Genomic DNA, 12,445 nt, shown 5'->3' with positions numbered 1-12,445 from the left:
GGAGAAAATGAAAACCTATAACAAACTTATTCGTGATAAAATTCCCCAAGTTATGGATTCAAAAGGGGTTACATATTCCATCCGGGAGCTGGACGATCAAGAATATGTTGAGAAGCTTAATGAGAAGCTGCAAGAGGAGCTGGACGAATATTTAATGGCCGACCAAGAGGATCAAGTTGAGGAACTTGCGGACTTGGTTGAGCTTGTCTATGCCATCCTGGATAACAAATGTGTAAGTGTTGAGGAGTTTGAAAAAGTAAGGTTGAAGAAGCGAGAAGAGCGTGGCGGGTTTGAGAAGAAGTTATTTTTATTATCAACAGAATAGTTATATTTGGTACACTCCGTGGAGGGCTCATTATGATATATGAAGACGTTACTTCTGCAGTATGGGTAGCAACTGCGATAATGACATACAACGAATATGTTCGAGGCAAAAAAAATAATTCTTTGAATACGGAGAATTTTTATTTCAAACAGCCAGAAATTCAAAAAGCAGCACAACAGCTTTGTTCCAAAGAAGTTCAGAATGCGAGGATTTCCCAATGGTATAACGGTGACCACCAAGGAAGTAGTTATAATTTCTTGCGCTCTAATGGAATGTTAAGAAGATTGAGTTATAAGAATGAGTTCGGTGGCGTAAAAGAAATACCTGTTACTCTAAACCATGATGATGTTATAGAAACAGATGAAGGTCCAAAATACATCTATGAGTTAATTGAATTTGTAAATAATGAGTATGCACAGTTAATGCTGAAAGGAAATAACTCTAAAGTGAAGTCCGATATCAGATTTAAAGAAATTTTAGATTTTCTTCGCGATCATGGTGGGGAGTACTATAAGTCCCAAGATAAAATAGTCGATGAAAATCAGAAAAAGGAAATGCTAGATTTACGCGATTTGGCAAGAAATATTGGAAAAGAGTTTGTGGGAGTTGGTCATCATTTCGAACACCTGGGTTATACTTTTGATAAAATCACAGCTTCTAAATGGCTAGATGGTAGCGGAAATGGTATTCGTACATATTTTTGGATAGAACTTAAGGATCCGCAAAAGTCAGAGTCTCCGACAAGTATTTCAATTTTTGCAGAGAAGAAAGATAGTCAGGTTAGATACAGGGTTTCATTAGAAATTAAAGATAGTAAATGTGAAACTAAAGATTATGAGAGACATAATCAATTCTTAGATATTCTTAATCCCGAATCTACAAACTTCGAATATTTTGTAACTTTTAAAAGTAATCAAGATCCAAAAATTATTTCAGCAGACGAGGTTAAAAGCAGTATAGAAAAAACAAAAAACAGGGAGTACCACAAATTAGAAATCGGAAGGAGTTTTGGGTATGACCAAGTTCTATCAATGGATAATGCCCAGCTATTAAATGCATTTTCAGAAGCAATAACAGAACTAGAACCCTACTATAGAAAAGCAGTTGAAGATGGAACTGATGAGCAAACAATTGCTAAGGAGGAAGTTGCATTGAATGGAACAAGCCCCTTTGAAGATAGGAATATAATCCTTTACGGTCCTCCTGGTACCGGGAAAACTTATAATACAGTAAAATATGCTGTTGCAATTATCGAGAATAGCAGTCTCAAACAGATTGATCAAGAAGTCAAAGATTTTGGTTATAACCAAGTCTTTGATCGTTATAAAGGGTATAAAGACAAGGGCCAAATTGCATTTACCACTTTTCATCAGTCCTATGGCTATGAGGAGTTTATTGAGGGAATTAAGCCAGTTATCGACGAAGAACATACGGGTGAAGTTAAATACTCTTTGGAATCCGGAGTGTTCAAAGGTTTTTGTGATGCTGCCTCAAAATTGAAAGTCGTAACAAACAACGATAACTCTGATATGATTTCTGGTAACCCAACAATTTGGAAGATTTCCTTAGAAGGTGCAGGAGACAATCACACGAAAAGAGAGTGCTTTAGGGATAATTGCATAAGAATTGGATGGGATCACTTGCCTGAACAAATCGAATATGAAACAGTTTGTGATTCAAGTACTGTTCGAGACATGCTTTTAGACTTTCAAGATAACATGAGCATTGGTGATGTTGTTCTCTCTTTGTATAATAAGTCTACTATTGATGCAATTGGAATTGTGACTGGAGAGTATATTTTCGATAATAGCCTAGGTGATTATAAGAGAAAAAGAAATGTAAGATGGCTTGCTACAAACATTAGAGAAAATATATATGCTCTTAACGGAAATACAAACTTAACAACTCGAACGTTATATAAGTTAAACAGAATTAATTCATCTGATCTCATCGAAATCATCGAAAAATACCAAGACAACTATACAAATACCATCAGTGTTGAACGTGAGGTTAAAAATTACGTTTTTATAATTGATGAGATAAACAGGGGAAATATCTCTAAAATTTTCGGTGAACTTATAACTCTAATTGAGAAATCAAAGCGACTTGGTCAAGAAGAGGAATTAACAGCGATACTTCCATATTCTAAGAAAAAATTTGGTGTGCCGGATAATGTTTATATTCTAGGGACAATGAATACTGCAGATAGATCTATCGCTTTGCTGGATACGGCACTAAGAAGACGGTTTAAGTTTATAGAGATGATGCCGCAAAGCGGTGTGCTTGACAGTATTAACGTTTCAGATATCAAAGTTAGTAAACTGCTTGATATCATCAATAAAAGAATTGAAGTGCTCTATGACAGGGAGCATATGATTGGACATGCTTATTTTATGGATCTTAGAGATAACCCTTCGATAGAATGCTTGGCGAACATCTTTAAAAACTCGATAATTCCTTTACTACAAGAGTACTTTTATGAGGATTATAATAAAATCCAACTTGTACTTGGAGATATGAATAAGATCGATGAGCTGAAATTCATCAAAAATACAAAAGTGGATTCAAAACTTTTTGGCAATATCTCAGAGATTGATGCAGATAAAGATGTCTATCAAATAAATGAGGAAGCCTTATTAAATAGTGAAGCCTATGTCCAAGTTTATGAATATTAATTCATGGTGAATACATTGAAAAACTACTATGTTATAAAAGAATATGATTCGTTGGTCAGGGACATTTCCGGAGTGCTCCCCCCTAATTTAATATCAATTCCTGCAAAGACCTTTGATGAATTAGAGAACTTTATCATTTCCCATAAGAATGACTCAGGTGCCGATGCTTTAGAGCTAATGTCTATATCAAGCAAAAAAGGGATAGGTAAAGTTATAAGCGCAAAGAACTATGTGGGTCTTGTACAAATGAGTGATGGTACAAAAATTGAAATACTTCCTAAAATTTACGTAAAAGATCAGTTGCAGTCTGAAACCATCACCAGGAAAATTTTTTTGACAATGCTTAAGTCTTTAAAGAACTTCGCTTTTAAATCCTTTAACAACTCTAGTCTTGGAGTAATGAAGAATAATTTGTATGAAATTTTTATACAAATGTTTGTTCAGGAAGCACGAGAGGTAACAAAGAGAGGAATCAGGTCAAGTTATATTCAACATGAAGAAAATGAGAAATTCTATAAAGGGAAAATTATTTTTAACGAACATATTAAGAGAAATATAGTTCATAAAGAGCGTTTTTTCGTATCTTACGATCTTTTTAGTATGAATAGGTCAGAAAATAGGATTATAAAGACCACATTAAAAAAGCTACTGAATTTATCTAAGGATTTAAAGAATATTAAAGACATAGAACAATTACTTATTTCATTCGAAATGGTTGAAGAATCAGTTAACTATGAGAAAGACTTTGCAAATATAAAGCTAGATAGGAGCATGAAGGAATATCAATTACTGCTTGAATGGTGCAAGCTATTTTTATTGAACAAAAGTTTTACCACCTTTGCGGGTAAAAGTGTTGCCTATGCACTCCTATTTCCTATGGAAAAAATTTTTGAAGCATATATGGGAAATGTTATTAGTAGGCATCTTGGATCACAATATAAAATTAAACTACAGGATAAATCCTATCATTTGTTTGACAAGCCAAAGCAGTTTAGCCTGCAGCCGGATATTGTTTTAGAAATAAATGACTCAGTTATCGTTATGGATACGAAATGGAAATTGTTAAATAGTTTATATTCTAACTATGGAATATCCCAGGGGGATATGTACCAAATGTATGCATATTCCAAGAAATATAATGCTAGGAAAATCTTTTTATTGTATCCGTTACATGATGGTGTCACAGGTCAAATTGAAGAAGGATTATCATTTTATAGTAACGATCAGGTCGAGGTTTATGTTCATTTTGTAGATTTGCAAGATATTAACCATAGTCTGAAGCAGATCTCTAAGAGGATGAAGATTGATCAATGAATTATTAGGTAATACAGGAGTGTAGATTCAATAAAATAATCCAAGTACCTTTTATCTTAATCTATTAGGTACTTGGATTTATTTTCATATTCATCAAAAAGGAAATCTTGATTTTTTTGTAATATTTAACTAATCAATTAGAAGGACACAAGCAATTCTGTGTCGAATAATGTTTAATGAATAATTAGGATTAATAATAGACTTCTTTGTCTTTGGAGGATGTAGTAAAAATGAGTACAACAAAAGCTGATATAAATTTTGAGAAAGACCTATTTGAAGCAGCTAATCGCATGCGGTCAACTGTGGCCCCTGCAGATTATAAACATATAGTTTTGCCACTGATCTTTTTACGTTATTTGTCTCTACGGTATGACAAGCGTCGGCAAGAATTGGAGAAGCAACTCAGTGATCCGAGTAGCCCCTTATATTTTGAAGATGAGGAAATGCGTAATGAAATTTTAAATGACCGTGACCAATACATAGCGGAACGCGTGTATGTACTTCCGGAGGAATCACGTTGGTCTTACATTGTAAAAAATGCGAAGCAGCCCCAAATTAAAGAGATTCTCGATACAGCGATGAAAAAAATCGAAGACGAGAATGCTGATCTTGTCGGTGTTTTGCCTCGCATATATCAATCAACAAACCTGCCAACGGAGAACTTGGCATCACTAATCGAAATTTTCTCTCGAGACGCGTTCAGTTCTTCTAACGATGAATCGGTAGATGTCTTGGGTAGGGTATTCGAATATTTCATTGGCAATTTTGCCTCTAGTGAAGGCAACCGTGGCGGCCAATTTTTCACTCCTAGTTCAATTGTAGAATTGCTTGTTGCTATGTTGGAACCGGAATCGGGGACAGTGCTGGATCCGGCGTGCGGCTCAGGTGGCATGTTTGTGCAATCCCAAAAATATTCTGAAAACAAGCAGGCACTCTCGTTCTATGGACAGGAAAGCGTGGATCTAACCGTTCGTCTAGGGAAAATGAACGTGCTTATGCACGGAATCAATGCTGATATTCGTCTAGGTGATTCATTATTAGAGGATAAGTACAAGGACATGAAGTTTGATTTTGTAATCGCTAATCCGCCGTTTAACATGAAGCAGTGGGGAGCGGAGAAAGTCCAAAAGAAAGACCCACGTCTTCTAACGGATTATGACAAAGCTGTAACCGACAGTAACGCCAATTATATGTGGATGCAGCACTTCCTTTACCACCTTAAAGAGGGCGGGACTGCCGGTTTTGTTATGGCAAACGGAGCGATGACGACTAATAATACTGGCGAGAAAGATGTACGCCAGAAGTTGGTCGATGAAGGTTACATCGATTGCGTCGTACAACTACCGGAGAAGTTGTTCTTTACTACAGGGATCCCGTGCTGTCTCTTTTTCTTAAGCAAGAACCGTAACGGGGAGAAAGGCTTCCGTGCGCGCAAGAACCGGGTGTTATTCGTTGATGCCAGGAAGAAAGGAATCATGGTTAGTCGAAAGCAAAAGGCTTTATCAAAAGGGGATATTAAAGAGATTGCTGCTGTTTATAGTGCATATCGCAATCTAGAAGAAGCATTTAATAACGTAGAGGGTTTTTGTAAAGCAGTAAGTATAGATGAAATTATTGATAAAGATTATAAATTGACTCCAGGCATTTATGTTGGAACACAGGTGGAAGAACTAGACGAGATACCTTTTGAAGAAAAAATGGATGTTTTAATAGGACTACTTCGGGAACAATTTGAGGAGTCAAACCGGTTACAAGAACGGATTGTTCGAAATTTGGAGGGGCTATTATGACCAGAAGTATACTTAAACTTTCCGAGGTCATAAAAATTCACCATGGATGGCCGTTTAAAAGCGAGTATTTTTCGGAAGAACAGAATGGCAATCCAGTTGTGGTGAATATTGGTAACTTTAGGTATGATGGGGGCTTTCGATTTGAAACCACTAAAATAAAGGAATATACAGGTCAGTATCCTAAGGAATACGAATTAATACCATCTGATATTTTATTAGTTATGACATGCCAGACTGCTGGAGGAGAAATATTGGGGATTCCAGGTAGAATCCCTGATGATGGCCGTAAATATCTGCACAACCAAAGGCTTGGAAAAGTTGAAGTGTTAAGGTCAGATCTTATTGATAAGAGTTATTTATACTGGCTTTTTTTATCAAAGGATTTTAATAATTTCCTATTTCAAAGTGCCTCCGGTACTAAAATACTTCATACAGCTCCAACTAGAATTGAGGAATACACAACAAGTTTTCCAAAAATTGAAGTCCAGAAGCAAATTGGGAATATCCTCGACTCGCTCAATGCAAAAATAGAAATCAATCGTCGCATGATCGAAACCCTCGAACAGATGGCGTTAACTTTGTATAAGCATTGGTTTGTGGAGTTTGGTCCTTTTCAAGAGGAGGAATTTCATGAAATAGAGGAAGTAGGGACAATCCCTGCTTGCTTCGAGGTAACAAACATTGGATCTGCAGTAAAAGTTCTTGGAGGTGGAACTCCGAGTACAAAAGTAAATGAATACTGGGAAAACGGTGAGATAAACTGGTTTTCACCAACGGATTTGACTTCATCTAAAACATTGTTCGTAAATAAATCAGCTAAAAAAATAACCGAAATGGGGCTAAATGAAAGTTCTGCAAAAATGTTTCCGGCCTATTCAGTAATGATGACCAGTAGAGCAACTATTGGTGTAATTGCAATAAACCAAGAGCCAGCTGCAACAAATCAGGGGTTCATTATTCTTATTCCTAACGAAAGATACTCGGCATGGTATTTGTTTTTATGGTTGAAATTCAATATGGAAAAGATTAGATCGATTTCAAATGGAAGTACATTTCTTGAGGTTAACCGTTCCAATTTCAAAGCACTACCAATACTGAATTCGGAAAGAGTACAAGAGTTTAATAAAAAAGTAGAGCCGTTATTTGCCCAGATTAAATTGCTAACGAATGAAATAGAAACTTTGATGAATACAAGAGACTACTTGCTTCCCCGACTTCTTTCTGGAGAAATTGAGTTGAAGGCAGCAGAGGAACAAGTCGAGGAGGTGTTATCAGTTGGTTAACGGACTTTATGAAACGGACTTCGAGGAAACGACAATTGAACGACTCAGAAACATTGGATACAATTACCTCCATGCTATGAACCTGTTCGGTCGTTCCTCTCTCAGTGAGGTCGTGCTTCGTGAACGATTGGAATCATTCCTAAAGGATGGATATCCAGAAATCCCGGATCAGCATATTTCTTCTCTTGTGTCTCACTTTACTGATCCGGATGGAGTTACGCTACTTCAACGTAACCAGAGATTTCATGAGATGCTCACTAAGGGCATCGATTTCTCTTACGAGGAGAATGGCGAGCAAGTCTTTCATCATGTTACCCCTATCAACTGGGAAGAGCCTTTGGCAAACGACTTCCTTGTCGTAAATCAATTGTCCATTGAAGGTAAGATGCCGCGGCGGCCGGACCTGATTATTTACATCAACGGTTTACCACTTGTCGTGTTTGAACTTAAAAGTCCGTACAGTGAGCAGGCAACGATTGACTATGCTTATAACCAGATCACTAATTATACCTATGATATCAGTCAACTGTTCAACTATAACGCTTTTTCGGTCATCTCCGACGGCACCCAAACGCTCCATGGCATCCCGGGAGCGCCGTATGAGTTTTATGCGGCATGGAAGTCTATTGATGGTAAAGAAGTAGATAATCATATCACGAATTCCATGCGAACAATGATCCAAGGGATGTTCGATAAAGAGCGTCTTCTCGATTACATTCGTAACTTTATTACTTTTATGAAAGATGGCAGCAAAGAAGCTATAAAGATTGGTGCAAAGTATCATCAATACTTTGGTGTTAGGTTTGCAGTGGAACATGCTGTTCGCGCAACCCAGCCAGAGGGTGACCGTAAGATTGGTGTTCTTTGGCACGCTACAGGCTCAGGCAAGTCTTTCTCTATGCTCTTTTTTGCAGGGATTTTGTCCCGGCATCCTAAAATGGAAAATCCGACGATTGTCATCCAGGTTGACCGGGCAGACCTCGACGGGCAACTACATGAAACATTCCTACAAGGTGCTTCTCTTGTTGGAAATGTTCATCATGCCGAAAACGCGAACGAACTACGGGAACTTCTGCGTAACGAGGCAGGCCAAATCATCTTCTCCACGATCGAGAAATTCCGATTGAAGGATGGAGAAGGTGAGTTCCCAATTTGTTCTGAGCGCAGGAACATTGTTGTCATATCCGATGAAGCACATCGTACCCAATATAGTTTCGACGGCTTTGCAGGCAATCTCCGTCGTGCCTTGCCGAATGCCTCACACGTTGGATTTACCGGTACACCAATAACTTTCGCGGACCGGAATACGTTTGAGTTATTCGGCAATGTAATCCACATCTACGACATGCAACAGGCTACTCTGGACGGTGCAACGCTTCGGATCTATTACGAGTCTCGCCTTATTCCGCTTGATTTAGAAAACGCCCAGCTTGATGAAGAATTTAAACAGATCGTAAGTCAAGTTGGAGATGGCAAGTGGGATGAACAACGAGCCAAATGGGCAGCGCTTGAAAAAGTCGTCGGAACCTCCGAACGATTAGAAACACTAGCAAAGGACATCTTGAACCATTTTGGAAAGGCGGCATCTCCAGATGCCAAGGGAATGATTGTTTGTATGAGTCGTGAGATCTGTGTTGCTCTTTATGAGAAAATGAGGGCCATTGAAGGATGTCCTCCGATTGAGATCGTAATGACTGGTGATATCGATAAAGATCCGTTTACCTGGAGGGAAAAACAACCTGGCAGTGATTATTCCCATATTAAATCGAAAGAAGAGCAGGATGCTGTTAAGGCGAAACTGAAGGATCCTGCAGATGCTCTTAAGTTCGTTATTGTTCGTGATATGTGGTTGACCGGTACCGATATTCCACCACTGACGTACCTTTACGTTGATAAGCCAATCAAAGGTCATGGTCTCATTCAGGCTATTGCGCGCGTCAACCGGGTCTATCCCGGTAAAACGGGTGGGGTGGTCGTCGATTATATCGGCATAGCCGAAGCCCTTAAAGAGGCGACACATAAATACACGCAAGGCGGAGGTAAGGGGAAGCCGGCTGGTAATATTGATGAGGAGGCGGTGCCGATCTTCTTCGCGTCGCTTGATGTGGTCCGCGCTTTTATACCAAAAGGTATGAATGTAACCGATTGGCGTTCAAAACCGAAAGTGGAGCGCGAGGATTGGATAGCTGATCTTGTCGGCCATTTGATGGGGCCGGATGAGGATGCTTTTCTAAATGCTCAAGCAAAGTTAGATAAGGCTTACCAACTCGTTAAGCATCTTCAACCGGTAATTTCTCATGCTAACGATGTTCTTCTCTATGAAATTGCAGCAATACAAATTAAGAAGTTTAAGATTAATGGGGGCGATGGAAAGCCCAAAAAAATTGAACAAGAGTTAAAAAAATTGATCGATCGGAGTATCGGTGCTAGTGAAGAAGTAATTGATTTATTTGAAAAAGTGGGCATTGAGAAGCCGGACATTTCGATTCTTGACGAAGCATTTCTCGCCGATTTCGAGAAAAAGCCTCACGTCGATCTTCGATTGAAGTTAATGCAAAAATTGCTCGAAGAAGAAGTATTCTATATGCTCAGGCAGAAGTATACCCTGGGCAAAGAGATAAGTGTAATGCTAGAGAATACGATTAATGATTATCACAATCGTGTCATTAGTGCGGCTACAGTAGCACAAATGATGGTAGAGGCCAAAAAGAAAATAGAAGAAGAGCGAAAAAAGAAAGAAGCACTTGGGTTAACAGATGAAGAAATGGCATTCTATTACATTGTTGAAAACATGGGTAACGATGCATTTTCCAATGACTTTGTTGCTGGATTAATTCGAAAAGTAGTGAGCGCTATGAAAAAGGAATTCCAAATTGACTGGACCAACCCGCATCGACAGGACATTATGGCTAAGGTTACTTTGGCGGTTAAATTCGTGCTTATGCGGGAACAGATTAAAGGCGAGCAGCTATCGTTCTTGACTAGTGCTATTGTTGAACGAGCAAAAGAAAAGTATAAGGATTGGCCCATCGAAGCTTAGTGCGGATATAGACGGTACTCTTAGGAGTGTCGTCTTTTAATCTTTCAAAGTCATTAAGTGCCTGGTATTGCGTTTAAAGTACGAAAACATCCAAGAAAAGTGGTGTATAGCAATTGGAGCAGAGCAATAACTTCTTTGATGCTTATCTTACGGAAATTATTAACGATCTTGATTCTTATACAAGATTAACATTACTTGGAATGATGTTTATGAACAATAAATTAGCAGAAGGGGAAAGTGAACCCTATTTTCGACAATTAAAACCTTTTTTACAGAAGGAAAAAAACAATAATTATTCTTATATTTATAATTTGGCCACTATTCGTTTGTGGGGAATTTTGGAAGCCCTTGTCGATGATTTTATTATTCATCTGCTAGAGAACGAGGAGAGAGTTAAGTCAGAAGAACAAATAAAGAAAATTAATGGACCATTGATTGAGTTCTATAATATGGATAAGAACGAACAATCCATATATTTACTGGATTGTTTAAAACAAAACCAAAAAGCTGGCATGAAGACGGGGGTTGGAAGATTTGAATCTATACTGAGTTGTGTAGGGCACGGTGGATTTATTGATGACCATGTTAAAAATGCAATTTTTGAACATTCACAAATTCGTAATGTCTTAGTTCATAAAAATGGAAAAGCAGACTCTAGAATTCTATCAAATTGTCCTTGGCTAAATTTAAATCTTGGACAGGAAGTTAATGTAACAGAAGAACAATTCAATAAATATAGACTTTCAATATCATGGTATATTCTTGAGATAATGAACCGTGCAAATAAATACCAAGGATCAACGATTGATAATACACTTCAAGAGTTACAAGAAAAAGCACTTACAAGTTTCAGAACATTAAATTAATCAATCATATAAATGCTGATTTAACATTTAATAAAATTCAAGAAATCTTGGTTCCTAAGAATAGGAGATATTATAGAATTGAATACTCTTTATCAGTTATTTTTTCTGGTTAAATCAAATCCAATAGGTTCAGCTATTCTAACTTTTATACTCACCTTTATGATATGGCTTTATAAGGAAAACAAGGCAATTATTCAAAATGAAAATAAAATAAATTTTGACAGTAACCGGAAAACGGCAGCTCATTATGGTCAATTAGAAAGTGTTATCTCCCTTAATATTGTAACTCCTAGTGAAAAGAATGAACAAAAATTATTTGATGCACTAGGAAATTGTAGTCCATACTACACTGATGATTTAAGAAAAGTAATAAGAGATTATTATTCGGATCACAATTCGAACAAGTTGCAAGTAATTAATTCGCTAGTACAAGTAGAGATAGACAAACTAAATAGAGAAGCTACTAAATATATAATTGAATATAAAACAAAAGATTTTTCTGATTTCCTTATTAAATTATTTAGACCAGCCATTCCCATCTTTTATATGGTTGTATGTTCAATTATTGTCAGTATGTACTTTATTATGTGGGAAAGTGAAGCGTCGAGCTTTAGAAGACTAAATATTATTTTCTCGGGTTTATCATTAATTTTTGGGGGGCCTTTATTTATTTGGTTAATTCATGATTTGTTTGAAAAAATTTTTAGAATTAGGACTTTTATTTTTTATGGTTCATTACTTTTTATTATTTTAATGCCAATAATCTCAATGATATTTGTTAGTTTTGGAATAATAGGTTTTGGATTGCAATTAATTGCGGTAGTATTTTTATTTGTATATTTAAAGAAAATAAAGGTTATCTCAAGGATATGATCACTTCCCTTAAAATGTTAACAAGACGAATTAGCGTTATCTTAAAGAATAAAAAGAAAATATGAAATAATTATTAAATACGATACTCCGATGGGTGTCGTAAGGGTAGGTGCGTAAATGGATCCACGCATGGAGATGGGAAAAACAGATCTATACCAATTGCATTTTTCTCTTGAGTCTGTAAAATAGTTTGTGTAAACTCTGTCTTTTATAACCATCTGACGGTGCCGACGATTAGAGAGGTGATATACTGGTCGACTCGTGTATCAGCTTTCACTA

The 12,445-nt window shown here is 37.1% G+C and carries 8 protein-coding genes; all 8 read left to right on the top strand.

From position 1 onward, the window contains the following. Positions 1–7: 7 nt before the first annotated feature. The 8 genes from CF651_RS11245 (at position 8) to CF651_RS11210 (ending at position 12,166) form a co-directional block, all read left to right on the top strand. Positions 8–325 (top strand): nucleoside triphosphate pyrophosphohydrolase, encoded by a 318-nt coding sequence (locus CF651_RS11245; protein ID WP_094014955.1) that lies wholly within the window; start codon positions 8–10, stop codon positions 323–325. A 32-nt stretch (positions 326–357) separates the two neighbouring features. After that, complete coding sequence (locus CF651_RS32815; RefSeq protein ID WP_094014954.1) at positions 358–3,000, top strand: AAA family ATPase; 2,643 nt, start codon at positions 358–360, stop codon at positions 2,998–3,000. A gap of 3 nt (positions 3,001–3,003) precedes the next feature. Next, on the top strand, positions 3,004–4,314 hold the full coding sequence (locus CF651_RS11235) for an McrC family protein (protein ID WP_094014953.1): 1,311 nt from the start codon (positions 3,004–3,006) through the stop codon (positions 4,312–4,314). 230 nt (positions 4,315–4,544) lie between these two features. Then, entirely contained in the window at positions 4,545–6,104 is a 1,560-nt protein-coding gene (locus CF651_RS11230; protein WP_094014952.1) for a type I restriction-modification system subunit M, read from the top strand. Further along, positions 6,101–7,387, top strand: coding sequence for a restriction endonuclease subunit S (locus CF651_RS11225; RefSeq protein ID WP_094014951.1), 1,287 nt, complete (start codon positions 6,101–6,103; stop codon positions 7,385–7,387). The genes CF651_RS11230 and CF651_RS11225 overlap by 4 nt, the downstream gene beginning before the upstream one ends. Continuing rightward, a complete protein-coding gene (locus CF651_RS11220) occupies positions 7,380–10,427 on the top strand; it encodes a type I restriction endonuclease subunit R (RefSeq protein WP_094014950.1) in 3,048 nt (1,015 codons plus the stop codon). Before CF651_RS11225 ends, CF651_RS11220 begins: the two co-directional genes overlap by 8 nt. Positions 10,428–10,540: 113 nt before the next feature. Next, a complete protein-coding gene (locus CF651_RS11215) occupies positions 10,541–11,293 on the top strand; it encodes a hypothetical protein (protein WP_094014949.1) in 753 nt (250 codons plus the stop codon). A 78-nt stretch (positions 11,294–11,371) separates the two neighbouring features. Then, complete coding sequence (locus CF651_RS11210; RefSeq protein ID WP_094014948.1) at positions 11,372–12,166, top strand: hypothetical protein; 795 nt, start codon at positions 11,372–11,374, stop codon at positions 12,164–12,166. Positions 12,167–12,445 lie beyond the last annotated feature (279 nt).

It is taken from the genome of Paenibacillus rigui, assembly GCF_002234615.1.
GTDB lineage: Bacteria > Bacillota > Bacilli > Paenibacillales > NBRC-103111 > Paenibacillus_S > Paenibacillus_S rigui.
The sequence above is the reverse complement of the archived record's forward strand: the minus strand, read 5'-3'. Positions and strand labels throughout refer to the sequence as shown.

Excerpts from the sequence above, each read along its gene's own strand:
- CF651_RS11235 (WP_094014953.1), top strand. The coding sequence starts at position 3,004 with ATGGTGAATACATTGAAAAACTACTATGTTATAAAAGAATATGATTCG.
- CF651_RS11225 (WP_094014951.1), top strand. The coding sequence starts at position 6,101 with ATGACCAGAAGTATACTTAAACTTTCCGAGGTCATAAAAATTCACCAT.
- CF651_RS11245 (WP_094014955.1), top strand. The coding sequence starts at position 8 with ATGAAAACCTATAACAAACTTATTCGTGATAAAATTCCCCAAGTTATG.
- CF651_RS11230 (WP_094014952.1), top strand. The coding sequence starts at position 4,545 with ATGAGTACAACAAAAGCTGATATAAATTTTGAGAAAGACCTATTTGAA.
- CF651_RS32815 (WP_094014954.1), top strand. The coding sequence starts at position 358 with ATGATATATGAAGACGTTACTTCTGCAGTATGGGTAGCAACTGCGATA.